The sequence below is a fragment of the Salininema proteolyticum genome (assembly GCF_042685645.1).
Classification (GTDB): Bacteria; Actinomycetota; Actinomycetes; order Mycobacteriales; family Micromonosporaceae; genus Salininema; species Salininema proteolyticum.
This window is the reverse complement of sequence record NZ_JBHUNX010000001.1, coordinates 2839229-2863077: the sequence shown is the minus strand read 5'-3', so window position 1 is coordinate 2863077 and position 23849 is coordinate 2839229. Positions and strand designations below refer to the sequence as shown.

Sequence of the window (23849 nt, the reverse complement as noted above, 5' to 3'; positions counted from 1 at the left end):
GCCCGGACCCGCCGATCCAGTACACCGCTCGGCTCGCGGCGGGCCCCGTCGGATTACTCCGCCGAACCCGCCGCTACGGAGCGACGGTCAGTCCGCGGCCGCCTCTTCCGCGGATCCCTTCTTCCCGTGGTGGATGTCCGGCTCCAGGAAGATGAGCGTCACCGTGGGGACGGCGGCGCGGATCCTCTCCTCGGCCTCGTTGATCTCGGTGGCGATCTCTTCCCCCGTGGCGCTGTGCCGGATGGCGATCTTGCCCGTCACCAGGATCTCGTCGGGGCCGATGTGCAGGGTGCGCAGGTGGATGATCGCGCTGGTCTCCTCGATGGCCCCGCGGATCGCCTTGATGTCCTGCGGCTTGGCCGACTCGCCGACCAGGAGGCTCTTGACCTCCATCGACAGCGCGATGGCGATGACCACCAGGAGGATGCCGATGGAGAGCGTTCCGAGGGCGTCGAAGATCGGGTCACCGGTGACGAGGGTGAGCCCCACGCCGAAGAGCGCGAGGACCAGACCGATCAGCGCGCCGCTGTCCTCCAGCAGGATCACCGGGATCTCCGGCGCCTTTGAGTTGCGGATGTACTGGTACCAGCTCTGGTCGCCGCGAACCTTGTTGGCCTCCTTGATGGCCTGCCTCATGGCCATCGACTCGAGGACGATGGCCACCGCCAGGACTCCGACGGCGACGAAGGGGCTGGAGACCTCGTGGGGGTGCATCATCTTCTGGTAGCCGTGGTAGACGGCGTAGAGCCCGCCCACGCTGAACAGGACGATTCCCACGATGAAGGCGTAGATGTAGCGCTCGCGCCCGAAACCGAAGGGGTGGGCCGGGTCGGCCTCGCGCCGCGACCGCTTGCCGCCCACCAGCAGCAGCACCTGGTTGCCCGAGTCGGCCACCGAGTGGACGCCCTCGGCTAGCATGGACGCCGAACCGGTATAGGCGGCGGCGGAGAATTTGGCTACGGCGATGCCGAGGTTGGCGCCCAGCGCGGCGATCACGGCTTTGGTTCCGCCTTCGGCGGCCATGGAGTGCTCCTTCTGTGGACTGGCTGTAGAACTCCCACATCTTACGCCCGCCCGGCAAGACTAGGACGGCGCATGATCACGATACTCACCGGGGCGGGGGTCTCCACCGACTCGGGAATCCCCGACTTCCGCGGGCCGCAGGGACTCTGGCGGCAGTTCCCCGACTACGAGAAGCTGGTGGACCTGGAGGCGTACTCCGGCGATCCGGCGATCCGCAAGCGGGCCTGGCAGTTCCGCGAGGCCAGCCCGGCGCGCACCGCGGAGCCGAACGTCGCGCACCTGGCCTTGGCCGAACTGGAGCGCAAGGGCGCCCTGGACACGGTGATCACGCAGAACATCGACCGCCTGCACCAGAAGGCCGGACTGGACGACGAGCGGGTCGTCGAGCTGCACGGCGACATGTTCGGCATCGTGTGCCTCGGCTGCGACTTCACCTCCACCCTGGAAGAGGTGCTGGAGAGGGTGCGCTCCGGGGAAGAGGATCCCGCGTGCGAGCGGTGCGGCGGCGTTCTGAAGACGACGACGGTCATGTTCGGCGAGTTCCTCTCCCCGCAACGCCTCAAGCGGGCGGAAGAGGCCGCCGAGAGGGCCGAGGTGTTCGCCGCGATCGGGACCTCGCTCCAGGTCTATCCCGCAGCGGCCCTGGTGGGCATAGCTGCGCGGGCGGGCGCCGAGATCGTCATCGTCAACGCCGATCCGACCCCGTACGACGGCCTGGCCGACGAGATCGTCCGCGAACCCATCTCCACGGCCGTGCCGGAACTGGTCGAGAGGCTCGCCGCCCGGGCGGAGGGCCGCTTAGTCCAGGGCCGCCATCGGACTCGGCATTGATCGTGCCGCCCGACAGGAAGGCCGCTTATCGCCGGTAGCGTGCCGCTTATTCTGGGGCGGCCGTCGGCCGTCTACAGGAAGCGGTAGCGCCGCTCCGGCCGACCCCGCTTGGCATAGCGGAGCTTTACCGACGCCTTTCCCGACTCGTGCAGGTACTCCAGGTACCGGCGGGCGCCGACCCGCGAGATGCCCACGGCCTCGGCGCACTCGGTCGCCGAGAGAGTGTCGGAGCCCTTGAGCGCGTTCTCCACTGAGGCGGCCGTCTCGGCGCTCAAACCCTTGGGGAGCAATGCGGTCCTGCCCGAGCGCGAGAGGATCCTGTCGACGTCGGACTGGTCGTGGACCTGCCGGGGAGCGGACTTGACCCGGGCGGCGTAGTCCTCCAGGCGCTTGCGCAGGTCCTCCAGTCCGAACGGCTTGAGGAGGTAGTCGGAGAGCCCGTGGCGCACCGCGGCCTGCACCGTCTCCGCCTCGCGCGCGGCGGTGATGGCGATGATGTCGCAGTCGTGCCCCTCGGACCGGAGGCGCGCCGCCAGGTCGAGCCCGAACACGTCGGGCAGGTAGAGGTCGAGCAGGACGAGGTCGGCGGGGGCGGTCCGGAGGGTCTCCAGGGCCTCGGCGCCGGAGTGGGCGACGGCCATGGTCCGGAAACCGTCGACTGCCTCGACGAAACGGCTGTGGATGCTGGCGACGCGGAAATCGTCGTCCACGATGAGCACTTCGATCACGGGACCTCCTGCGGGGCGGCCGGCGTCGGCTGCGCCGATTCCGGTCCGGTGTTCGGTTGGGGCGGAAGCGGGGCGGTCGAGACGGTGGCGGTCAGGCGCGCCCCGGCGGCGGAGGAGTCGAGCACGACGTCGCCGCCGCGCTGGCGGCAGACGAGCCGGGTGAGGGCGAGCCCGATGCCGCGCGCCCCGGAGGCGGCGGCCTTGGTGGTGAACCCGTGGGTGAAGACCTCGCGGGCGATCTCGGGCGCCACGCCGGGACCCGAGTCGGCTACGGTCACCGACACCTCGTCGTCGGTCTGCGAGACGGCGACGGTGACGCGGGGGTCGGGGGAGGAGGCGACGGCGTCGAGGGCGTTGTCGACGAGGTTGCCCAGGACCGTCCCGACGTCGGCGGCCAGGTCCGGTGCCAGCGCGCCGAGGGAGGATCCGGGCGCGAGGACGAGCCGCGTGCCGTGCTCGGAGGCCTGTGCGGCCTTGGCCATGAGCAGCGCGGCGATGGACTTGTCGGCGACGGCGCGGGCGATGGAGAAGTCCGGCTCGCTGCGGTCGCCGCCCAGCGACCGGATGTAGGTGGCGACCTCCTCGTACTCGCCGAGCTGGGCGAGCCCCGAGATGACGTGCAGGCGGTTGTCGAACTCGTGCTTCTGCGCCCGGAGGACGTCGGTGGCGGAGCGGAAGGCGCCCAGGTCCTTCTCCAGCCGGACCAGGGCCGTCCGGTCGCGCAGGGTGGTGACCGAGCCGAGGGCCCGGCCCTCCTTGACGACCTCCATCCGGTTGGCGGTGAGGACCTTCTGCCCGTGGAGCACGACCAGGTCGCGGCCCTCGGCCCGCCCGGAGAGGACCTCGCGGACCCGGTCGGAGAGGCCGAGGTCGTCCAGCGCCCGGCCGGTCGGGTCGGCGGGGAGGTCCAGGAGCGTCCTGGCGGTGTCGTTGACGAGGGTGACGCGGTCCTTCTCGTCGAGCGCCACGACGCCTTCGGCGATGCCGTGGAGCATCGCCTCGCGGTGCTCGGCCAGGCCGGCGATCTCGCGCGGCTCCATGCCGAGGGTCTGGCGTTTGATCCGGCGGGCCAGCAGGTAGGAGCCGGTGATTCCGATGGCGGAGGCGACGCCGAGATAGAGCAGGAGGTTCGGGGTGTTGTCGAACAGCCGGTCCCAGAGGGTCGGGTAGTGCTGGCCGACCATGATCGTCCCCAGCACCCGGCCGTGGGCGCCCGGAGAGGCGTCGAGGACGGGCACCTGGGAGACGTACTCGAGGTCGCCGTCCACCCGCAGCTCTCCCAGCCAGCCGCGCCCGTCGGGGACGCTCGGGTGCCCGTACTCCAGTTCGGTCCCGGCGAGGAGCGGGTTGGTGGAGACGACGACGCGCCCCTCGGCGTCGGCGATGGCCACGGTCGACACGTTCGACTGGGTCCGCATGCGCTGCACCAGGGGCGCCAGGGCGTCGCCCGCCCCGGGCACGTCGATCCTGCCGCGCACGAGCGGGCTGTCGGCCATCTGCTCGGCCAGGGCGGAGACGCGGCGGCCCTCGGCCTGGAGGAAGACCGCCTCGGACTGCGCCATCGACAGCGCGCCCACGGCGGTGAGGACCAGGAACACGACGACGGCCTGGAAGACCATGAGACGGCCTGCCAGGGTGGTCCTCTTCGACACCGTGAACACAATTAACTCAATTAACGCTATGGACACATTAGGGACATTCGCCGGGTGGGCGGTGACCATTGTCTCAGACCGCTCGACGCCGAGACGAAAGTGCAACCGGAATGAAGACTGCCAGACGAAACATACTGGGCGCATTGATGATCGCCCCCATCATGGCCGTGAGCGCCTGCGGCGCGACCGCGAACCGGGACGACGGCGAGGGACTGGGCGAGGCCCGCATCATGGTCCCCAACAGCCCCGGCGGCGGCTACGACACCACCGCCCGCGTGGCCGCGAAGGTCATGGAGGACGTCGGCATCGCCGACAACATCGAGGTGTTCAACCTCTCCGGCGCCGGAGGCACGGTCGGCCTCCAGCGCACGGTGAACGAGGAGGGCAACGGCGACCTCGTCATGCAGATGGGGCTCGGCGTCGTGGGCGCCTCCTACACGCAGGACTCCGAGGCCAAACTGACCGACACCACCGCCGTCGCCCGGCTTATCGAGGAGGCCGGCGGCATCGTCGTGCCCGCCGACTCGCCCTACGACACCATGGCCGACCTCGTCGAGGCGTGGAAGGCCGACCCGGGCGACTTCGCCGTCGGCGGCGGTTCCTCGCCCGGCGGGCCCGACCACCTCCTGCCCATGCAGCTGGCCGAGACGGTGGGCATCGACCCCGCCGAGGTCAACTACGTGTCCTACGACGGCGGCGGCGAGCTGCTCCCGGCGGTCCTCGGCGGCAAGGTCGCCTTCGCCGCCACCGGCATCGGCGAGTTCATCGACCAGATCGACGCCGGACAGCTCAAGGTCCTGGGCGTCTCCTCCGAGGAGACCCTGGACATCCTCCCCGACGTCCCGACCCTGCTGGAGTCGGACATCGACCTGGTGTTCACCAACTGGCGCGGCTGGGTGGCCCCGCCCGGCATCTCCGACGACGAGCGGCAGAAGTGGATCGACGCGCTCGAGGAGATGTACGACTCGCAGGAGTGGCAGGACGAGCTGGAGAAGCAGGGCTGGGACGACGCCTTCCTGGCCGGCGACGAGTTCACCGACTTCCTCGCCGCGGAGGACGAGAAGGTCGGCACGGTCCTCGAGGAGCTCGGCCTCTCATGAGCACCGTCGAGACCGACAGCCCCGAGGCGCCGGGGGAGGAGCGCGCCCCGGACAAGGCCCAGTACGGCGTCTGCGCGCTCCTCGTCCTCCTGGCGGCGCTCGTCGCCTTCGACACCTCCCGGACCGGCTCCTACCTGGCGGGCAACGACGTCATCGGGCCGCGGCCCGTCCCCTACATCCTGGCCGGGGGCCTGCTGGTCTTCGCCGTCCTCTACGCCCTGGACGTCAAGCGGGGCGGCAGGGGCGACGACGCGGCCGACGTAAGGCTGGACTGGCGGACCATCGGGCTGTTGTGCGCGGTGTTCGCCGCGAGCGCGCTGTTGATGGACTGGCTCGGCTGGGTCATCGCCGGGGGGCTGCTGTACTTCGGCTCGGCCGTGGTGCTCGGCACCCGCCGCTACATCGTCGCTCTGGTTGTGGCCGCCGCGCTGGCGTTGGCCACCTTCTACGGCTTCGCCATCGGCCTCGGCGTGGGACTGCCCGCCGGAATACTTCAGGGGATCTTGTAAATGGAGAACTTCGCCAATCTGGTCGACGGCTTCGCCGCCGTCCTCAGCCCCGGGAACCTCCTCATCGCGCTCCTCGGCGTCACCCTCGGCACGGCCGTGGGCGTGCTGCCGGGCCTGGGTCCCGCCATGACGGTGGCCCTGCTCCTGCCGGTGACCTACGCGATGGAGCCCACCCAGGCGTTCATCATGTTCGCCGGGATCTTCTACGGCGGCATGTACGGCGGGTCGACCACGTCGATCCTCCTCAACACCCCGGGGCAGTCCTCCTCGGTGGTGACGGTGCTGGAGGGCTTCAAGATGGCCAAGAAGGGGAGGGGCGGCCCGGCGCTGGCGACGGCGGCGATCGGGTCGTTCGTGGCGGGCTTGATCGGCACGCTGCTCCTGGTCGTCCTGACCCCCTTGACCGTCAGCTTCGCCATCGGGCTCGGCGCGCCGGACTACCTGGCGATCATGCTGCTGGCGTTCATCGCCACGGCCTCGGTCATGGGAGGCAGCCGGATCCGCGGCTTCATCGCCCTCCTAGTCGGCCTGGTCGTTGGCATCGTCGGGATCGACCAGGTGACCGGGCAGCAGCGGCTGACGTTCGGGATGGCGAACCTGGCCGACGGGATCGACATCGTCATCGTCGCGGTGGGGATCTTCGCCGTCGGGGAGGCGCTGTGGACGGCCGGCCGGCTCAAGACCGTGAAGGACGAGGTCATCCCGGTGGGCAAGCCGTGGATGGGGCGGGAGGACTGGAGGCGTTCGTGGGGCCCGTGGCTGCGCGGGACGGCGTACGGCTTCCCGTTCGGCGCCATGCCCGCAGGGGGCGCCGAGGTGCCGACGTTCCTGTCCTACATCACCGAGCGGAAGCTCAGCAAGAAGCCCGAGGAGTTCGGTCACGGCGCCATCGAGGGCGTGGCGGGCCCCGAGGCGGCCAACAACTCCTCGGCGGCCGGGACGCTCGTGCCGATGCTGGCGATCGGCCTGCCCACCAACGCGACGGCGGCGGTCATGCTGGCGGCGTTCCAGACCTACGGGATCCAGCCGGGCCCGCTCCTGTTCGAGAAGGAGTCGGCGCTGGTGTGGACGCTGATCGCGAGCCTCTTCATCGGCAACGTGCTCCTGCTGGTGCTCAACCTGCCGCTGATCCCGCTGTGGGTCAAGCTCTTGCGGATCCCGAAGCCGTACCTCTTCGCCGGGATCCTCTTCTTCGCGGCCATGGGGGCCTACGCGGTCAACGCGCAGCCGTTCGACCTCTTCCTGCTGTTGATCCTGGGGTTGGTGGGGCTCGGGATGCGGCGGTTCGGGTTCCCGGTGCTGCCGTTGATCGTGGGCGTGATCCTGGGGCCCGTCGCCGAACGCCAGGCCCGCATGTCGCTGCAGCTGTCAGGGGGCGACTTGAGCGGGCTGATCGGAGGGCCCGTCTCGTGGGCGCTGTACGCGGTGCTGGCCGTGGTGCTGGTGTGGCCGCTGGCGAGGTGGCTGCGGACCCGGTCCCCGAGGGATAGGGAACTGCAGGACGCCTGACGTCCGCGAGTTCCGGGGGCGCCGCTCTCACAGTCACCGTGCGGCGCCCCCGGCCTTTGTGCTGCCGGGGAGCGGGTCGGCCCGGCGTCCAGATCGGCCCAGCGTCTAGATCAGCCGAGCCTCCAGGTCAGCCGAGGCGCCGGGTCACGACGCGCGCGGTTTCGAGCGGGTCGGCGGCCCATGCGGCGGGCAGGTTGCCCGACATGAGGAGGGTGACCAGGCCGTGGACCATGGACCATCCGGCGATCGCAGCGCTGTCGCTGGTGTCCGGTGCGAGCCGGGAGGCCCCGCTCTGCAGGACGTTCCACGCCTTCTGCTTGGCGGCTATGAGTTCCCCGTCGTCCAGGCGGAGCAGGTCGGGGCGGAACATGACCGAGAAGTGGGCTCGGTGGCGGATGGCGAACTCGACGTAGGCCACCCCCAGTTCCGAGTAGCTGTCGGTGGTCTCCAGCTCGCGGGCCAGGGCCTCGCCGAACAGGAGGAAGCCCTCGGTGGCGATCGCGGTGAGCAGCCCCGTCTTGTCCTGGAAGTGGTGGGCCGGGGCCGCGTGGGACACGCCGGTGCGCTTGGCCAGCGACCGGAGGCTCAGGGCGCTGGGGCCCTTTTCGTCGAGCTCTTCCAGGGCTGCGTCCATGAGCGCTCGGCGCAGGTTCCCGTGATGGTAACTGTCCTTTTGTGTCACTCTGTCACCATACCGCAACATCTTGACACTGCAACGACTTCGGGGTCGCCGTGCGTGTGGCGCGATCGCCCTCCACGCCATAGGATGGCGGGCAGAAAGGAGGGCCGTCCATGGTCCCTGTGGTGTTCTTGCACGGTATCCGGATGTCCGGAACGATGTGGAGGCCGGTGGCCTCGCGGTCGGCGGCCGAATGCCGTCTGCCCGACTTTCCCGGGCACGGAAGGCGGTCGGGAGAGGGGTTCACGATGGACGCGGCGGTGGAGGCCGTGCGCGAGGAGGTGGAGGCCCTGGGCGGCAGGGCGTTCCTGGCGGGCGTGTCGATGGGCGGGTTCATCGGGATGGAGTTCCTCGCCCGTCATCCCGGTATGGCCGCCGGGTTCATGGGTTTCGGCTGTACCAGCCGGTCGAGGGCGCTTCACGGCGCCTTCACCGCCGCGGCGGCGGTGGCCGCGCGCAATTCCGAGACCGTCGACCGGGTCAGCGAGTACCTCGTGCGCAAGGCCGTCCCCGGCGAGCCGGGCCGGGCCATGATCGAGGGCGGCATGCACTCCGAGGTGCTGCCCGACGTGGTTCGGGAGGTGTCGGCCTGCGATCCGTTGGCGGCGCTGCGCGGATACGGCGGACCCGTCTGGTTCGTCAACGGGGAGAGGGACCATTTCAGGTCCGACGAGCGGGAGTTCGCCCATGCGGCGCGGAACTCGCGCCTGGTCCTCGTCCCCCGGGCGGGGCACCTCACGGTCTTCACCCGGCCGCGGACGATGGCGCGCCTGGTGGACGACGCCGCGGTGGTGGCCTCGCAGGGGTGAGCGGGCCCGGCGGCAAGGTCGGAAACTTCTTGCGGCCCGTATCTTGACATTGTAAAGTCAGGGGCGGAGCACCGGAACGCGAACGGAGGACCACCATGTTGAGCGAAGCGGCCGCCACCACGGCCGGAATCGGACTGATCACCATCGTGACCATCGAGTTCGGCGGAACCTTCCTGTTGAGGATCGTGCGGGGCCAGGTCCCCATGACCGACTTCCAGAAGGCCTTCGCCCGAGCGGGCCACGCCCACGCCGGCGTGCTCGTGACCCTGGGGCTGGTGTGCGCCGTCCTGGCCGACGCCACCGCGCTGGAGGGCCTCCCGGGCTGGCTGGCCCGGGCCGGCGTCCTCGTGTCGGCGGCACTGATTTCGGCCGGGTTCTTCTTCTCCTCCATGGGGAGGGAGGTCACCCGGCCGAACAAGTGGATCGCCCTGCTGTGGGCCGGGGCCGCCCTGCTGGCGGCCTCGGTGCTGACCCTAGGCGTGGGCCTCATCGCCGCGTAGCGCGGGAGCGGCGACCACGGCGCGGCGACGCGTCGGGAAGTACGACGGCCAGCGCACCGAGGCGATGGCGAACCGGCAGACGGCCTCCTTGTAACGGGCCGCGGCCGCGGCCTTGAGGTAGCCGCGCCGCGCCCGGTCGTCCCAGCGGACGAACTGTATGACACCGTCCCTGCGCCCCAGGCTGATCCCCTGGTGGAGGTAGCCGAGCGGGTAATGAGACGGACGGCGCCCCGCCAGGCGGCTCACGATGGCGTTCGCGGCCTGCCACGCCTGCGGAACGCCCATGCCGCAGCGCATCTCGCAGGCCCGGCCTCCCGGCCCCCGCACGAAGGCGCTGTCCCCCACGGCGTAGACGTCCGGGTGGGAGGCCGACCGCATGGTCCGGTCCACCCGGATCCGCCCGTCCTCGGCCGTCTCCAGCACCGTGTCCGCGGCCAGTGAGGAGGCGTCGAAACCGGCACACCAGACGGTAGTGCCCTCGCCCTCCCCGGGGCGGACGGTCGTGCCCTCCTCGACGGCGATCCCCAACCGCGCGAACGCCTCGCGGACGTGCCGCCGCGCGCCCGGGGCCAGCCAGGACCCCAGCCGGCCGGACGTCGCCAGCGACACCGACAGGTCGGGTCGCGACTCGGCTATCTCGGTGGCGGCCTCCAGCCCGGTCAGCCCTCCGCCGACGACCCGCACGGGATCGCCCGGCCGCAGCGAACCCAAGTGCTCGCGCAGGCGAAGCGCGCCGCCGTGGTCGGAGAGCGTGAACGTCCCCTCGGGCGCCCGGCCCGTGCTGCCCAGGGCGTAGACGAGGGTGTCGTATTCCAGCTCGCCCCGGTCGGTGAAAACGGTCGCGGCGTCGGCGTCCAGCCCCGTCACGCGGGCGACGCGCGTCTGGACACCCGTCCCGGCCAACAGGTCGTCGAGCCGGACCGGCTCCACGTCCTGGCCCGCGGCGACCTGGTGCAGCCGCACGCGCTCCACGAAGTTCGGCTCGGCGTTGACGAGGGTGACGGAGGCGTCCGGGGCCCGCAGGCCGCGGGCGATCCGCGAGGCGGCGTGGGCCCCGGCGTATCCGCCTCCGAGGATGACTATGCGATGGTTCATGGTTCCTCCTGAGTTCGTGTCACCCCCTTGAACCCGGGAGGGCGCGGAAAACTGACACGAATCAGGAGTGAAGCGGGTCACTTATAGGTGAAGAGCGGTTCGCCGTGCTCCCCGGCGCCCCATTCACGCTCGAAGGCCCCGAGCTTGGCGGGGTTGACGGCGTTGTAGATCGCGGAGATACGCCCGTCCTCGAAGGCCAGGCTCAGGACTCCGACGAGGCGCTCGCCGACCGCGACGACGAGCGCCGGCCCGCCGTTGGCCGTGCTGAAGTACATGTCCGGCTTGCCGCCGACCATCTCCAGCTGGCGCGCCGACGGGTTGAACAGGCCCTTGACCAGTTTCGCGACGCGTGCGGCCCCGACGACGGGCTTGCGCGCGGCGTGGATGACCCCGCCGCCGTCGCCGATGGTGACGGCGTCCTCGGTCAGCATCCCCACCAGGGCGTCGGTGTCGCCGCTGGCGGCGGCCCGGAGGAACTCCTCGATGATCTGCTCGGCGGCGGCCCGGTCTATCTCCGCCGTGCGCTTCGCGTCGGCCAGGTGCCGCTTGGCGCGGCTGAACACCTGCTGCGAGTTCGCCGTCGAGATGTCCAGGATCTCGGCGATCTCATTATGGGAGTGGGAGAACGACTCCTTGAGGACGAAGACGGCCCGTTCCTGCGGGGTGAGCTTCTCCAGCAGGGTCAGCACGGCGAAGGACACCGACTCGCGCTGTTCGGCGGTCTCCTGCGGGCCGAGCATGGGGTCCCCTTCGAACACCGGTTCCGGGAGCCACTCTCCGAAGTACTCCTCGCGGCGGGCCCTCGCCGAGGTGAGGGACGAGAGGCAGACGTTGGTGAGCACCTTGGTCAACCACGCGACGGGGACGCGGACGGCCTCCCTGTCGGCGCCGGCCCAGCGGAGGTAGGTCTCCTGGACGGCGTCCTCGGCCTCCGACGCGGATCCGAGCATGCGGTAGGCGATGGCGAGCAGCCTGGGGCGGGCGGCGTCGAAGTCCTCCAAGGTGTCCATGGCCTTGAGGTTACTACGCCGGAATGCCGCCCGCACAGGGAGAAAAAGGGAGGCCCGGGTCCGAGCGCACTCGGTCACCTCCGCTCAGGTCCCTCCTCGGCGGGGCCCGGTCTCCGGTGAGACTGTCCGGATGGATCTTTACGAAGCGATCTTCCGCCGCCGCGACGTCCGAGCCGAGTTCACCGGGGAACCCCTGGATCCCGAGGTCCTGGACCGCGTCCTGGCCGCCGGCAACGCGGCGCCCAGCGTCGGCATGTCACAGCCGTGGGACTTCATCCTCGTCCGCGACGAGGGCGTCCGCGGGAAGTTCTACGACCACGTCCGCTCCGAGCGCGACGTCTTCGCCGCCGAGCTGGAGGGGGAGAGGCGGGAGCGCTTTGAACGCATCAAGATCGAAGGCGTGCGCGAGTCGACCCTCGCCGTCGTGGTCACCTACGACCCCTCCCGCGGCGGCGACCACGTGCTCGGGCGGCACGCCATCGCCGACGCCGGCCTGTACTCGGTGTGCCTGGCGATCCAGAACCTCTGGCTCGCCGCGACCGCCGAGGGACTCGGCATGGGCTGGGTCTCCTTCTACCGCGAGGAGTTCCTCTCCGACCTGCTCTCCGTCCCCGACGGGATCCGCCCGGTGGCATGGTTGTGCCTGGGCCCCGTCTCCGGCCTCCAGGAGATCCCCGACCTGGAGCGCCACGGCTGGCAGAAGCGCCGCGGCCTGGAAGGGCGCCTGCACGTCGACCGCTGGGGCGCGGAGGGCTGAGGTGACCGCCAGGGGCTGCCGCGCCGGTCATTGAGAGGGGGCGGGGCCGACGAGAACCCGTTCGGGCCGCCGACGCCCTCCGGCGGGGACGGCCGGGCCCTAAGCCCCGGAGCGGCCCTCGAAATCCGGCCGTGCCGCCCCGGCCGACTCCGGCAGCCGGAACAGGTCGAGGAAACGCTCGGCCGAGGCCTTGTCCCCCGTGACCGTCGCCCTCTCCGCGTGCACCGCGACCTCCAGCGACCTCGTCCCGATCGTCAAGCGCTTCAAGGTCTCCGCATCGGCGGTGACCACCGCGTGCGGGTGCTCGATGAGTCCCGGCATGATCAGCAGCGTCCCGTCCACGACCTCGGCGGAGAAGTAGCGGTCGCCGATCTCCAACTGGATCGCCAGTTCCAGGCCGCGGGCGGCGGTCGGGAGGAACAGCGTCCGGAGCGACAGGATGAGGGCGTCGGTGCCTATGCGCGTGTCCAGCGGCATGGCCGGCGACCGCGCGCCCCAGCGCAGGAACTGGACGATGATTCCCTCCAGCCCCCGGCCCCACTCGGTCAGCTCGTAGACCTGGCTGGCCGCCGGGGGCGGCAGCTTCCGGCGCCGGACGACGCCGCCCGCCTCCAGGGCCCGGAGCCTCTCGGTGAGGACGTTGGCGCTCGCTCCGCGCAGGCCGGACCGCAGGTCGGTGAAGCGTTTCGGGCCCAGGAGCAGCTCCCGGACGATGAGCAGGGACCAGCGCTCGCCGACGAGGTCGAGGGCGTGGGCGGCGGGACAGCCGTCGTCATAGGATCGCATGGCACTCTCCACACGGAGGGACGGAGGAACTCACGGGTCGGTGTGAACGTGCCTCAAGGATACGCGGCGGCGCCGCGGTGCGGGAGTGAGGCGTTCCCGCAGAACGGACGGTTCGGTGGATGGTGCCGGATCCGCCGTGCATCATAGTGGTGTGCCAGATATGAATGCTTCCGCTCTGATGGCCCAACGCGAGGTCATCGACACTTTGGGCGGTCTCCTGGAGGGAAACGAGCGTTTCCGCGCCGGGGAACCGCGTTTCAAGAGGGACATCGAGTCCGCGCGCCGCGCGGCCCCGTCCCAGAATCCCAAGGCCGCGGTCTTCACCTGTGTGGACTCGCGCGTCACGGCCGAGTCGGTCTTCGACTGCGACTTCGGGCAGCTGGCGGTCATCCGCACCGCCGGACACGTCCCGGACCGCGCCGCGGTGGGATCGCTGGAGTTCGTGGTCAGCGAACTGGGCGTCCCCCTGATCGTCGTCCTCGGCCACGAGCGCTGCGGCGCGGTCGGGGCGGCCCTGAGCGCCGTCGAGGAGAAGTCCCACGACCCCCGAGCCGGGTACCTGGTCGAGCAGCTGTGGCAGCCGGCCGCGCAGGCGCTGGAGGAGGCCCCTGACGAGGCGGAGCCGCTGGCCATGAGGCTGCAGATCCAGCGGACCGTCGCCGATCTGAAGAGGCGCGAGAACCTGAAGGACGCGATGATCGTCGGAGCGGCCTACTCGCTGGACACCGGCGAGGTCACGCTCGTCGACGAATAGAGAGCGGTTACGTCCGGGTGAACGGACGGCGAATCGGCGGTCGCCCACCGGGGCGGCCGCCCTTCTTCTGCGCGGGCCGAACCCCGTCAGCGCCGCTTGAGCGGCTCGGACGCGGCGGCGGGCGTCGCCGAAGGGGACGCGGCCTGGACGGCCACCGTGGCGCCACAGCGCAGCAGCCGCCTCGCCATCTCCTCGGCGGCCTCGGGAAGGACGCGCCGGAGGACGGCCGTGGGACGCCGCTGCAGCATCTCGTCGGCCCGGCGGCGGCCCTCCGCCAGCCCGCTGGGGTCGAGGCAGTGGGCCAGCACCTTCACCGCCCTGCGGTAGTCGCGCCAGCCTTCCGGCACGTGGGTGACGACGATGTCGAGATACGCCGCCGTCGAATTCTGTCTCAGGGTCCGGTCCAGCAGTCGGTCCGAATCCCTCTCGGGAGCGATCATGCCCAAATCATAGTGAAAGCGATGGAACTCTGAGTAGATCCCGCGTGTACACCGGGGGAACTGTCGGGGGCCGGACTCTTCACCGCCCCCCGGGCCGGCCGCCCGGTCACGCTGAGCCCCCTACCGTGGGAAATCGGGCTTCCCCAATACGTATTCCTCTGTCATGCTTGATAAAAAGCGCATGAGGAGCCCGCCATGGACCCGTACGACATCCGCGCCTCCCGAGCCGACCGCCGCTATGTCATCGACTGCCTCGACAGCGCCCTCAAAAAGGGCCACGTCTCTCAGGGCCAGTACCGCTCCCGCCGCCAGGAGGCCCTCGCCGCCACCACCGTCGGAGAACTCCAGCACCTGCTCGACGAGTTGTCCTACATGGAATCCGTCCCGCACGACTCCTGGCGCTACGGGCACTGGAGGGGACCGGTCCGCGAAGGCCGCGAACTGGAGCTCCAGCGCGCCGTGGGCCTGGCCTTCTTCTTCGTGGCCGTCGTCGTGGTCGTCCTGGTCCTCTATGTCGTCTTCACCCTGATCTCCGACGTTCTCTGATCCCTTCGCGGCACGGCGAGGGGCCGGATGCTCCGCGTCCGGCCCCTCCGTGTCGGAATCGGAGTCAGACCCCCTGACCCACCAGCGACGGACGGGAGACCGTCAGATCGGCCAGCGTCTCTGAGAGGCGCTCCAGCGCGTGCTCGATCCAAGGGACGGACAGCGGGTCGCCGGCCTCCAGCGCCGCCGACCGCTCGGTGTCGGTGGTCCCGTAGAGCCCGGGCACCGCGATCCTCATCGTGAGATTCTCCGGCGCGTCACCGAACTCCGTGCCCGGAATCGCGAACACGTCCCTCTCGGCCAGGTACGCGGTCAGGTCCGCGCTGGTCTCCACGCCCCTGGAGGCCAGTTCACCCCGCGCCGGACCGAAGTCCGGCCACACGTAGAAACCGCCCTGCGGCTTGGCGACATCGGCCCCGGCCTCGCGGAACACCTCGGCCACCGCCCTGGCGACCGTCCCGTGCAGACGGGCCGAGCCCTCCACGCGCTCCCGCAGCTCCGGGGCGTCCGACCAGGCCACCGCCGCCACGTGCTGCGCCGGCAGCGGCGGGGTCGACCAGATCTCGCTGGCCCAGGACCGGACCCGGTCGCACAGGCGCTCGCCGCGCTCGCCGTCCGGGAAGCGGGCCGCGCCCATCCGCCATCCGCCGAGGGCGAAGTTCTTGGACAGTCCGGTGGTCACCACGGTGCGCTCCGGGGCGTACAGCGCCGGCGAGGGCACCGGGACGCCCTCGTGCACGAGGTCGCGGTAGATCTCGTCGGAGATGATCACCAGGTCGTACTCCTCGGCGATCGCGCACAGCTCCCGCACCGTCGACTCCGACGGGATCAGGCCCGTCGGGTTGTCCGGCATCGTCATGAGCATCGAGGTCGGACGGCGGCCCTCGGCGCGGGCAGCCTCTAGAGAGGCTCGGAGGAGGGCGGGGTCCGCGGCCCCGCCCTCTCCACCGGGGACGGGGATCCGAAGGGCGGAGATCCCCAGGAGGTCGGCCTGGGCCGCGTAGGAGACCCACGCGGGGGTCGGGACGGCCACCTCTCCGCCGAGGGCGCCCAGCAGCGTGTAGAGGATCGGCTTCGTGCCCGGTCCGAGCAGGAGGCGGTCGGGGGAGGTGGCGAGGCCCTGGCGGGTGAAGTACCCGGCGAGAGCCTCGCGGGCGGCCGGGAGGCCCGCGACCGGACCGTAGGAGGCCCTCCCGGCGCCGGAGAGGTAGGCATTTCTGAGCAGGGGATGGACGGGGAGGTTGGCCTCCCCGAAAGCGAGTGCGACGACATCGGCTCCAGCGGCTCGTCGGGCGGCGACGGCCTCATTGGCGGCGAGGGTTGCTGAGATGGTCACGGTCTCTCCTTCTATTAAGATTCGTGCCTACAGCGTCGCCCTACGTATACCTAAACACAAGTGATACAAGCTTTCGCTCAGGGTAAGATTTCCTTATGCTCGCTCTGTCGCGCCTGAGGCTCCTCTACGAGTTCGCCTCCCACGGTTCCATAAGGGCCACCGCCATAGCCACCGGACAGACGGCCTCGGCCGTCTCGCAGCAGTTGCGCGCCTTGGAGAAAGAGATTGGCGTGCCGCTCCTTGAGCGGACCGCTCGCTCGGCGCGCCTCACCGACACCGGACAGCGGCTCGTCGAGCACGCCGGAGAGATACTGGACGCCATAGCGGCCGCCGAGGCGGACGTGGCGTCCATGGACGACAGTCCACAGGGTCAGGTGACCGTGTCCGCCACCCCGTCGGTGGCCGTCGCCCTCGCCGGCTCGGTCATGCGCCGGGTGCGCAAGCACCCCGACCTGACGCTCGTGTTCCGCCAGCAGCCGACCGCCTCGGAGGCCGTCTCCCGCGTCAAGACCGGCGAGGTGGACCTCGCCCTCGTCGACGACTGGTCGGGCATGCGCCACCCCGAGACCGAGGGGCCGCTGACCTACCACTACCTCTTCCACGACCCGCTCATGGCGATCCTTCCCAAGGGGCACCGCCTGGCCGAGGAGGAGCGGATCTCCATGCGCCGGCTGGCGGGGGAGTCGTGGATCGCCTCCCCTGAGGGTGAACCTTCGCGCGTGGCCCTGGAGCGCCTGTGGCGCCGCGAGTCGATCAAGGCGCCCCTCTCGGTCTTCGAGGGGCTCGACACGATCCTGACGCTCGTCTCCAAGGGGCTGGGAGTGACCGTCGCGCCGTGGATGGCCACGCTCGGGCGCCGGGGGATCTCCACCCGGCCGCTGATCGGGGTCGCCCCGGCCCGCGAGATCTACGTGGTCCACCGGACAGTCTCCAAGGCCCGCCCGTCGGTCATGACCGTGCTCCGGGCCCTCCACGAGGGCGCCCGGAACTTCTGAGCCGTGCTCCCGGCGTCCCCTGGACGGCTCGGAACCCCCGACCCGCTCCCAGGGGCGGCCTACCGGGTGTGCCCCGGCGGGTAGGGCTGGTCCTCGTCCCAGGCGAGCTCCTGCGGCTTCGGGCGCTTGCGCGCCGGCACGGGCTCCTCGGCCGGCTCCGGCGCGCCCCTCCCGCCGTCCCGCCGCTTCACGAGGACGGCCGCCAGGTAGGTCGTGATCGGGACGGCCGCGATGAGGCCGAGCGTGCCGACCACCGAGCGGATGATCTCGGCCGCGATGAGCTCGTTCGTCAGCACCTGCCCGGCCGGGGCGTCCGACGCCGCCAGCAGCACCAGGAGCGGGAGCGACGCGCCGGCGTAGGCCAGGACCAGCGTGTTGACCACCGAGGTGATGTGGTCGCGCCCGACCCTCATGCCCGATCCGAACAGGTGCGCGGTGCTCCAGCCGGGATTGGCCTTGGACAGCTCGTCGATCGTCGCCGACTGCGAGATGGTGATGTCGTCGATGACGCCCAGCGCGCCGATGATGATCCCCGCCAGCAGCAGCCCCGACATGTCCAGGTCGTAGTACAGGCTCAGCTGGCTGGTGTCCTCGTCCATGATGCCCGTCAGGTGGGCCAGGCTCGTCGACGCGGCCGCCAGGATCCCGGTGATGACCAGCGCCGCCAGCGTGCCCAGCACCGCCACCGTCGTCGTCCGGTTCCACCCGTGGGTGAGGAACAGGGACGCTAGCATGATCGCCGCCGACCCGGCGATGGCCACGAACATCGGCGGACTGCCGTCGAGGATGGCCGGGACGATGAACAGGAGCACTATCGCGAAGGTGATCGACAGGCTCACCAGCGAGCGGACGCCCTTCCACCGGCCGAAGGCGATGATGGCGAGGACGAAGGCGATCAGCGCCGCCCACATCATCGGCGAGCGCTCCTGGTCGACGATGTAGTACTGCTGGCCGGTCATGGAGCCCTCGAGGTACATGAGCACGACGGTGTCGCCGACCTCGACCTGCGGGGAACCCGGGCCGGTCGGGAGGTCCACGACCAGGTCCTCGCCCTCCTCGGGGCCGGTGAGGACCCGGACGCCCACCTCGCCGCAGGGGCCCTCGATCCCGGCCTGCTCCTGGCCCTCGGGGCACTCGCCCTGCACGACCCTGAGGACCTCGGCCTTGTACTGGGGGTTGTGCTCCTGCTGCTCGGGCTCGTAGTCGTAGGGCCAGAGCCAGAGGAGTCCGGCGAGGGTGGCGAGTGCGGCGGGAAGGAGGATCCACAGGGCGCGCCGGGGCACGGCGTCGCGGTGGACGGTATGGCTGTGGTCGTGGCTCACCCCGTAAAGGATAGGGACGGCTCGGCCCGGTGTCGAGCTGGGGCGCACTCTCGGGGCGGGTTCCGTGAGCGAGGCCCGGTGGTACCGGGACGTCGAGGACCCCGCGGCCTGAAAGGGCGGGTTCCGTGCGCGAAGGCCGGCGGTTCAGGCCGTTCGGCCGAGGCGGGGACCGGATCTCCCGGCGCCGGGGCTCAGACGTCGATCGGGATCGACCAGAGCACCGGGGAGAGCTCGGTCCACAGCTGGAGGGGGTAGGTGTCTCCGACGCAGTCGAGGTCGCGGAAGGGCAGCCGGTTCCACAGGGCCAGGTACAGCAGCTCGGCCGGGCCCCGCACGGCGCACTCCGGAGGGAGCGTGGGGTAGGAGGTGACCAGCGGCGGCATGTGGCTGAGGTGGATGTACCAGTCGCCCCGGGTGTGGGGGACGTCGCTGGCCTGGAAGTGGATGCACGTGGGCCGTATGGTCCTCAGCAGCGTCGACGACCGGCTCTGGAACCCCATGAGCATCTCGTCTATGCCGTCCAGGGCGTAGAGGGGGGAGATGTGGGATACTTCGTCCCCCAGGGCCAGCTCGGCGTCCACGCGGTGCATCGTCGTCTCGTGGACCTGGCGGCGGACCCAGAACCGGATCCCGCTGGGGGCCGGCAGCGGCTGCCAGCAGCGCAGGTCGTCGGGGGCCTCGGAGAGCACGTCGCCCAGGTGCTTGACGCCCAGGCGGACCCAGTCGGCGAGGTCGGAGTCGTCGGGGAGCGGGCCGACGTGCCGGGTGAAGGCGTCCGGGTCGGGCTCGGCCGGGCGGCGGCGTCCCACTATGTAGGCCGTCCAGCGGTGGATGAGGCCGACGTGGCGGGCCAGGTCCCGCAGCACCCACCCGGGACAGGAGGGTACGGGGGCGTCAAGCGAGGCGGCATCCGCTACACGGGCGATGCGGTCCCCCTCCGACCTGATGACGTCGATCTGATCCCCAATACTCATTAAGAGCAGTCTTACGCAAAAAATGTGACGAACGCAAGTGTTGGAGGTAACTGTTATCGTAGCGTTAGCAACCAATACGTTCCGTTCCGTTCATGTCACTGGCCGGTAACTTATCTTGAAATAGACTGTCGTGCAATGGATTTGCTTAAATATCGCCTCCTCGTGGTCACCGACGCGACCCAGGCCGGCCCCGGGGGTCCGGTGGAGGTCCTGCGGCGCGCTCGGGAGGGTGGCGACTTCTCCGTTCTATTGCGCGACAAGCATATTCGCGTTCATCAACGTCGTGAAATGGCCCGGGAGCTCGGGGAGTTCTGCTCCGATGTGCTTGTCTCCGATCCGGAATGGCCCCATTCGAAGGCTCACCTCTCCTCCCGAGTGGACAATCCACGGTGGCCGCACTCGGTCCTCGGTCGATCCCGACATGTGGGAGACCCGCCCCATCTGGACGCCGGGCTCTCGTACGTCACCTTCTCACCCGTTTGGGTTAGCGCCTCCAAGCCCGGCTACGGTCCGGCGCTCGGCCTCGCCGCCCTCCGGTCCCGCTGCGAGGAGTCGCCCGTCCCCGTCTACGCCCTCGGCGGCGTCGAGGCTCCCGAGCGCGCCCGCGCCGCCCGCGAGGCGGGCGCCCACGGCGTCGCCGTCATGGGCGCCGTCATGCGCGCCGAGGATCCGGCGGCCGTCATAGCCGCCTTCAACGGCGCTCTCCACTTACCGCCGGCGCGCCGGCCTCCGGGCCTTTTCAGTAAAGGTATCTATGCATTTCGTTTCAGGTAACAAAACCATAACTTGGGCTTGACCCCGCTCCGTCCGCTCGGCACCATATGGTTAGTACTCATAGTTGTGGTTGTCACACTTGACTTCTGGGAGGAGCCACAACAGCCTTCGACCTAGATTCAGGGAGTCCACACATGAGAACCAGACAAGCCTCCCGCGCCGTCGGCACGGCGGCGGCCCTCGGCCTGCTCCTGACCGCCTGCGGCGCACCCGACGACGACGGAACGAGGGGCGAGAAGCAGGACGCCGCCTCCGACTGCGACACGTACTCCGAGTACGGGACCTTCGACGACGAGACCGTCGAGATCATCTCCACCATCCGCGGGGAGGAGGGCGACGAGATGGAGGCCGCCTGGTCCGACTTCGCCGAGTGCGTGGGCATCGACATCCAGCACGAGGGGACCGGCGAGATGGAGGCCATCCTCCGCCAGCGGGTCGACGGCGGCTCGGCCCCCGACATCGCCATGATCCCGCAGCCGGGCCTCATGCGTAACTTCAAGGACGACCTCGTCCCGGCCCCCGACGACCTCTACGAGAGGGCGCAGGAGGGCTGGACCGACGACTGGCTGGACTACGGCACCATCGACGGCGAGTTCTACGCCGCCCCGCACTCGGGCAACGCGAAGTCCTTCGTCTGGTACTCGCCCTCCGTGTTCGAGGAGAACGACTACGAGATCCCGCAAACCTGGGACGAGATGATCGCCCTGTCCGACCGGATGCTCGCCGACGGCATCGCCCCCTGGTGCGTCGGTTCGGGCTCCGACCAGGCGACGGGCTGGCCCATCACCGACTGGATCGAGGACGTGGTCCTGCGCGAGGACGTCGCCCTCTACGACGACTGGGTGACCAACGACGCGGAGTTCACCGACCCGCGCATCAAGGCCGCCTTCGAGAAGGCCGGCACGATCCTCACCAACGACGACTACGTCTACGGGGGGACGGAGCTCATCTCCTCGACCGACTTCAAGGTCGCGGCGCTGCCGATCCTGGACGGCGAGTGCGGCATGCACCGCCAGGCCTCCTTCCTCGGCTGGGAGGAGGACGTCGACGTCAGCGAGGACGGCGACGTGTTCGTCTTCCGCTTCCCCGAGACCAACGAGGGCGACAACAGGATGCTCATCGGCGGCGAGTTCGTCGCGGCCTTCGACGGGCGCGACGCGGTCGAGGCCGTCCGCATGTACCTGGCGAGCCAGTTCTACCACGACAACCGGCTCAGCACGGGCCCGTGGACGACCGCCCGCCAGGGCGTCGACCCGTCCAACGCCACCACGGCCGTCAACGAGTTCGCCACCGAGATCGTCTCGGACCCGGCGGTGACCGTCCGCTTCGACGGCTCGGACCTGATGCCCGGCGAGGTCGGCGCGTCGGTGTACTGGGAGGCCGTGACCGCCTGGACGGACGGGGACAAGGACCTCGACCGAGTCCTGGCCGACGTGCAGTCTGCGTGGGACGAGCTGAAATAGCGTGGAAGCGCAAGACCTATTCGACCGCCTGGCCTGGCTGGGGATCGGACTGGCCGCCGTCGGCGCGCTGGTCGCCTTCTTCCTCTCCCAGGCCGGGCTGTCCAAAAAGGCGGGAAGGGAGGGCCTCACGGCGGCCCTCTTCCTGTTCCCCGCACTCCTCTTCCTCGGCGTGGGCCTCGTCGTCCCGGCGCTGCGCACGCTGGCGCTGTCCATGTTCGACAAGACCGGCGAGCGGTTCGTCTGGTTCGACAACTTCACCTGGGCGCTGACGGACCCCGACACGCAGCACATGCTCGTCAACACGGGCATCTGGATCGTGGCGGCCCCGCTCTCGGCGACGTTCATCGGGCTGGTCTACGCGGTCCTCATCGACGGCAGGCGGGGCGAGAAGATCTACAAGACGCTGGTCTTCCTGCCCATGTCGATCTCCTTCGTGGGGGCGTCGGTGATCTGGACGTTCGTCTACGACATCCGGCCGGCGGGCGCCGAGCAGGTGGGCCTCCTCAACGGGATCGCGACGTCGCTGGGGCTGCCCCCGGTCGACTGGCTGCGGGAGTGGCCGGCCAACACGCTCCTGCTGGTGCTGATCCTGGTGTGGATCCAGGTCGGCTTCGCCACCGTCCTGCTGTCGGCGGCGCTCAAGGGCGTGCCCGCGGAGATCACGGAGGCGGCGCTGATGGACGGCGCGAACCCGTGGCAGCTGTTCTGGCGGGTGACCGTGCCGAGCATCCGCCCGGCGATCGTGCTGGTCCTCATTACGATATTCATCGCCACGCTGAAGCTGTTCGACATCGTCCGGACGATGACCGGCGGCCGGAGGGGGACCGACGTGGTCGCGCACAACATGTGGGCGCAGGTGTTCGAGCAGAACAACATAGGCCGCGGCTCGGCCATGGCCGTCCTGCTGCTGGTCCTGGTCGTCCCGGCCATCGTCTACCAGGTGCGCGTCCTGCGGCGGGCCCAGAGGGAGGGACGCTGATGAAGACTCTCGCCGAGAAGCTCTCCAGCCGGGCAGGCAGCCTGGCGGCCGTCCTGATCGCCATGCTGTGGACGCTGCCCACGGCCGGCCTGTTCGTGAACTCGCTGCGCCCGCCGGAGGACGTGACGTCCACCGGCTGGTGGACGGTGGCCTCGGAGCCGGCGTTCACGCTGGAGACCTACAACTACGTGCTCTACTCCGACCGGTCGGGCGGGGGACTGGCGAACTACTTCGTCAACAGCCTCGTCATCGCCGTGCCGAGCGTCCTGCTGCCGATAGCCATCGGATGCATGGCCGCCTACGCCATCGCCTGGATCCGCTTCAAGGGACGCCTGGTCCTGTTCGTGGCGATCTTCGCGCTGCAGATAGTGCCGCTTCAGATGGTCATCGTGCCGCTGCTGAAGATGTTCTCCGAGGGGGTGCAGGTCGGGGGCGTGACGCTCATGCCCGGCTGGGGCCTGGACGGCTTCGAGAGGTACGTGCAGATCTGGGTGGCGCACACCGTCTTCGGCCTGCCGCTGGTGGTCTTCCTGATGCACAACTTCATCCGGGAGATTCCCGGCGAGGTGGTGGAGGCCGCCCGGGTCGACGGGGCCGGGCACGTGCAGATCTTCCGCAAGGTGGTGGTGCCGCTGGCGGCACCGGCCATCGCGTCGATCGGCATCTTCCAGTTCCTGTGGGTCTGGAACGACTATCTGGTCGGACTGGTGTTCGGGGGAGGACCCGCGACCAACCCGCTGACGGTGGCGCTGGCGAACCTCGTCGGAGCGACGGGGGACAACTGGGCGCGCCTGCCCGCGGCGGCGTTCGTGTCCATTATAGTGCCCTTGTCGGTCTTCCTGTTCCTGCAAAAGTACTTTGTCCGGGGTCTGCTGGCCGGCTCGGTGAAGGGATAGTGTCGGCCCTCGGTCAGAGAAATCCGCGCGAATCGCGAACATATTTCGGACTGTTTTGCTAAAACCCAGCGTCCCCCATTCGGCTGAGCCACAATCAGGATTGCCTACAGATTCCCGATACCCGGCCGAGTGGGGGACGCCATGAAAGAGGAAATGCCCGCCGAGATCCGCGACGCCCTGTCACTCGAGCAGCAGGAGACCACCGGCCACGAGAGGCCCGACGAGCTGCCGTCCGTCGTGGGCGACGAGGCCGACGCCCAGAGCGGCGCCATCGGCAACACATGGGTCCTGTTCGGAGTGTTCGTCCTCGTGGCCATAGGCGTTGTCCTACTGCTGATCTTCGCCTCGTCCGGCGACGCGTCGGAGTCCATGCTGCTGTGAA

The 23849-nt window shown here is 69.9% G+C and carries 26 protein-coding genes; 15 read left to right on the top strand and 11 right to left on the bottom strand.

What is annotated here, in order from left to right; genetic code table 11:
* Nucleotides 1–87: 87 nt before the first annotated feature.
* Nucleotides 88–1023 carry a cation diffusion facilitator family transporter gene (locus tag ACFTE1_RS13265; protein ID WP_380622518.1) on the bottom strand — a complete coding sequence of 312 codons (936 nt, stop codon included), beginning with the start codon at nucleotides 1021–1023 and terminating at the stop codon, nucleotides 88–90.
* Between the two features lie 72 nt (nucleotides 1024–1095).
* On the opposite strand from ACFTE1_RS13265, the gene ACFTE1_RS13260 reads away from it, so the two are divergent.
* On the top strand, nucleotides 1096–1854 hold the full coding sequence (locus ACFTE1_RS13260) for an SIR2 family NAD-dependent protein deacylase (RefSeq protein WP_380622520.1): 759 nt from the start codon (nucleotides 1096–1098) through the stop codon (nucleotides 1852–1854).
* 71 nt (nucleotides 1855–1925) lie between these two features.
* On the opposite strand, the gene ACFTE1_RS13255 is transcribed toward ACFTE1_RS13260, so the two are convergent.
* A complete protein-coding gene (locus ACFTE1_RS13255) occupies nucleotides 1926–2582 on the bottom strand; it encodes a response regulator (RefSeq protein WP_380622522.1) in 657 nt (218 codons plus the stop codon).
* On the bottom strand, nucleotides 2579–4234 hold the full coding sequence (locus tag ACFTE1_RS13250; RefSeq protein ID WP_380622524.1) for a sensor histidine kinase: 1656 nt from the start codon (nucleotides 4232–4234) through the stop codon (nucleotides 2579–2581). Before ACFTE1_RS13250 ends, ACFTE1_RS13255 begins: the two co-directional genes overlap by 4 nt.
* Before the next feature lie 110 nt (nucleotides 4235–4344).
* Between ACFTE1_RS13250 and ACFTE1_RS13245 the strand changes: the two genes are divergently transcribed.
* From ACFTE1_RS13245 to ACFTE1_RS13235, 3 genes are read left to right on the top strand one after another with little or no spacing between them, the layout of a single operon-like run.
* A complete protein-coding gene (locus tag ACFTE1_RS13245) occupies nucleotides 4345–5334 on the top strand; it encodes a Bug family tripartite tricarboxylate transporter substrate binding protein (RefSeq protein WP_380622526.1) in 990 nt (329 codons plus the stop codon).
* The gene (locus ACFTE1_RS13240) at nucleotides 5331–5843 is read left to right on the top strand and encodes a tripartite tricarboxylate transporter TctB family protein (protein WP_380622528.1); all 513 of its coding nucleotides are present in this window, start codon (nucleotides 5331–5333) and stop codon (nucleotides 5841–5843) included. Before ACFTE1_RS13245 ends, ACFTE1_RS13240 begins: the two co-directional genes overlap by 4 nt.
* Nucleotides 5844–7352 carry a tripartite tricarboxylate transporter permease gene (locus tag ACFTE1_RS13235; RefSeq protein ID WP_380622530.1) on the top strand — a complete coding sequence of 503 codons (1509 nt, stop codon included), beginning with the start codon at nucleotides 5844–5846 and terminating at the stop codon, nucleotides 7350–7352.
* Nucleotides 7353–7479: 127 nt separating this feature from the next.
* On the opposite strand, the gene ACFTE1_RS13230 is transcribed toward ACFTE1_RS13235, so the two are convergent.
* Entirely contained in the window at nucleotides 7480–8034 is a 555-nt protein-coding gene (locus ACFTE1_RS13230; protein ID WP_380622532.1) for a TetR/AcrR family transcriptional regulator, read from the bottom strand.
* 110 nt (nucleotides 8035–8144) lie between these two features.
* Between ACFTE1_RS13230 and ACFTE1_RS13225 the strand changes: the two genes are divergently transcribed.
* Together ACFTE1_RS13225 and ACFTE1_RS13220 are read left to right on the top strand one after the other, a co-directional pair.
* Nucleotides 8145–8840 (top strand): alpha/beta fold hydrolase, encoded by a 696-nt coding sequence (locus ACFTE1_RS13225; protein ID WP_380622534.1) that lies wholly within the window; start codon nucleotides 8145–8147, stop codon nucleotides 8838–8840.
* A 95-nt stretch (nucleotides 8841–8935) separates the two neighbouring features.
* On the top strand, nucleotides 8936–9340 hold the full coding sequence (locus tag ACFTE1_RS13220; protein ID WP_380622536.1) for a hypothetical protein: 405 nt from the start codon (nucleotides 8936–8938) through the stop codon (nucleotides 9338–9340).
* On the opposite strand, the gene ACFTE1_RS13215 is transcribed toward ACFTE1_RS13220, so the two are convergent.
* Together ACFTE1_RS13215 and ACFTE1_RS13210 are read right to left on the bottom strand one after the other, a co-directional pair.
* The gene (locus ACFTE1_RS13215; RefSeq protein WP_380622538.1) at nucleotides 9314–10435 is read right to left on the bottom strand and encodes an NAD(P)/FAD-dependent oxidoreductase; all 1122 of its coding nucleotides are present in this window, start codon (nucleotides 10433–10435) and stop codon (nucleotides 9314–9316) included. The genes ACFTE1_RS13220 and ACFTE1_RS13215 overlap by 27 nt on opposite strands.
* A gap of 77 nt (nucleotides 10436–10512) precedes the next feature.
* Entirely contained in the window at nucleotides 10513–11445 is a 933-nt protein-coding gene (locus ACFTE1_RS13210; RefSeq protein ID WP_380622540.1) for an RNA polymerase sigma-70 factor, read from the bottom strand.
* Nucleotides 11446–11575: 130 nt separating this feature from the next.
* On the opposite strand from ACFTE1_RS13210, the gene bluB reads away from it, so the two are divergent.
* The gene (gene bluB, locus ACFTE1_RS13205) at nucleotides 11576–12202 is read left to right on the top strand and encodes a 5,6-dimethylbenzimidazole synthase (protein ID WP_380622542.1); all 627 of its coding nucleotides are present in this window, start codon (nucleotides 11576–11578) and stop codon (nucleotides 12200–12202) included.
* Between the two features lie 99 nt (nucleotides 12203–12301).
* On the opposite strand, the gene ACFTE1_RS13200 is transcribed toward bluB, so the two are convergent.
* Nucleotides 12302–12988, bottom strand: a complete 687-nt coding sequence (locus tag ACFTE1_RS13200; RefSeq protein ID WP_380622544.1) for a winged helix-turn-helix transcriptional regulator — start codon at nucleotides 12986–12988, stop codon at nucleotides 12302–12304.
* A gap of 160 nt (nucleotides 12989–13148) precedes the next feature.
* On the opposite strand from ACFTE1_RS13200, the gene ACFTE1_RS13195 reads away from it, so the two are divergent.
* On the top strand, nucleotides 13149–13742 hold the full coding sequence (locus ACFTE1_RS13195; RefSeq protein ID WP_380623100.1) for a carbonic anhydrase: 594 nt from the start codon (nucleotides 13149–13151) through the stop codon (nucleotides 13740–13742).
* An 86-nt stretch (nucleotides 13743–13828) separates the two neighbouring features.
* Here ACFTE1_RS13195 and ACFTE1_RS13190 read toward each other — a convergent pair whose 3' ends face one another.
* Nucleotides 13829–14182, bottom strand: coding sequence for a hypothetical protein (locus ACFTE1_RS13190; protein WP_380622546.1), 354 nt, complete (start codon nucleotides 14180–14182; stop codon nucleotides 13829–13831).
* Between the two features lie 195 nt (nucleotides 14183–14377).
* Here ACFTE1_RS13190 and ACFTE1_RS13185 point away from each other — a divergent pair, with 195 nt between their 5' ends.
* Entirely contained in the window at nucleotides 14378–14728 is a 351-nt protein-coding gene (locus tag ACFTE1_RS13185) for a DUF1707 SHOCT-like domain-containing protein (RefSeq protein WP_380622548.1), read from the top strand.
* Between the two features lie 64 nt (nucleotides 14729–14792).
* On the opposite strand, the gene ACFTE1_RS13180 is transcribed toward ACFTE1_RS13185, so the two are convergent.
* Entirely contained in the window at nucleotides 14793–16064 is a 1272-nt protein-coding gene (locus ACFTE1_RS13180) for a pyridoxal phosphate-dependent aminotransferase (protein ID WP_380622550.1), read from the bottom strand.
* A 95-nt stretch (nucleotides 16065–16159) separates the two neighbouring features.
* Between ACFTE1_RS13180 and ACFTE1_RS13175 the strand changes: the two genes are divergently transcribed.
* Entirely contained in the window at nucleotides 16160–17059 is a 900-nt protein-coding gene (locus tag ACFTE1_RS13175) for a LysR family transcriptional regulator (RefSeq protein WP_380622552.1), read from the top strand.
* Nucleotides 17060–17118: 59 nt separating this feature from the next.
* Here ACFTE1_RS13175 and ACFTE1_RS13170 read toward each other — a convergent pair whose 3' ends face one another.
* Together ACFTE1_RS13170 and ACFTE1_RS13165 are read right to left on the bottom strand one after the other, a co-directional pair.
* Entirely contained in the window at nucleotides 17119–18381 is a 1263-nt protein-coding gene (locus ACFTE1_RS13170; protein ID WP_380622554.1) for a YibE/F family protein, read from the bottom strand.
* A gap of 191 nt (nucleotides 18382–18572) precedes the next feature.
* Nucleotides 18573–19355, bottom strand: a complete 783-nt coding sequence (locus ACFTE1_RS13165; RefSeq protein ID WP_380622557.1) for a maleylpyruvate isomerase family mycothiol-dependent enzyme — start codon at nucleotides 19353–19355, stop codon at nucleotides 18573–18575.
* A gap of 135 nt (nucleotides 19356–19490) precedes the next feature.
* Here ACFTE1_RS13165 and ACFTE1_RS13160 point away from each other — a divergent pair, with 135 nt between their 5' ends.
* From ACFTE1_RS13160 to ACFTE1_RS13140, 5 genes are all read left to right on the top strand, one after another.
* Nucleotides 19491–20129 (top strand): thiamine phosphate synthase, encoded by a 639-nt coding sequence (locus ACFTE1_RS13160; protein ID WP_380622559.1) that lies wholly within the window; start codon nucleotides 19491–19493, stop codon nucleotides 20127–20129.
* Between the two features lie 134 nt (nucleotides 20130–20263).
* A complete protein-coding gene (locus tag ACFTE1_RS13155) occupies nucleotides 20264–21592 on the top strand; it encodes an ABC transporter substrate-binding protein (protein WP_380622561.1) in 1329 nt (442 codons plus the stop codon).
* Nucleotide 21593: 1 nt separating this feature from the next.
* Entirely contained in the window at nucleotides 21594–22571 is a 978-nt protein-coding gene (locus ACFTE1_RS13150) for a carbohydrate ABC transporter permease (RefSeq protein WP_380622563.1), read from the top strand.
* Entirely contained in the window at nucleotides 22571–23467 is an 897-nt protein-coding gene (locus ACFTE1_RS13145; RefSeq protein WP_380622565.1) for a carbohydrate ABC transporter permease, read from the top strand. The genes ACFTE1_RS13150 and ACFTE1_RS13145 overlap by 1 nt, the downstream gene beginning before the upstream one ends.
* A 141-nt stretch (nucleotides 23468–23608) precedes the next feature.
* On the top strand, nucleotides 23609–23848 hold the full coding sequence (locus ACFTE1_RS13140; protein WP_380622567.1) for a hypothetical protein: 240 nt from the start codon (nucleotides 23609–23611) through the stop codon (nucleotides 23846–23848).
* Nucleotide 23849 lies beyond the last annotated feature (1 nt).